Genomic DNA, 269 nt, shown 5'->3' with positions numbered 1-269 from the left:
GGCAAATTCTTTTCAGCTTATGATATTGCAACTTATGTAAAAGGCAGTGGTGAGTTTTTGAATTTGCACAGTCAAACCTTGCAAGCTGTTACTGAAACCCACGCTAAATCTCGAAAGCAATTCAAGAAAGCCAAACTAAATTGGCGAACCAACAACCCAAAAGCTAAGCGCAAGTCACTCGGTTGGATTCCCTTTAAAAAAACAGCAATCAAATACTTAGGTGTCAAAAAATCAGGAAAGAAAAGTCTTAAATCCACCATTCAATTCAG

At 37.5% G+C, this 269-nt stretch carries 1 protein-coding gene; it reads left to right on the top strand.

Annotation, left to right across the window (positions count from 1 at the left end; genetic code table 11):
* On the top strand, positions 1 to 269 hold a 269-nt coding region (locus tag AC2FA3_RS15225), incomplete at both ends, for a hypothetical protein (protein WP_490510319.1).

Source organism: Janibacter sp. CoH_79_TC_3, assembly GCF_058197955.1.
Note: the sequence above shows the minus strand (reverse complement) of the source record. Positions and strands in the feature narration are given on the sequence as shown.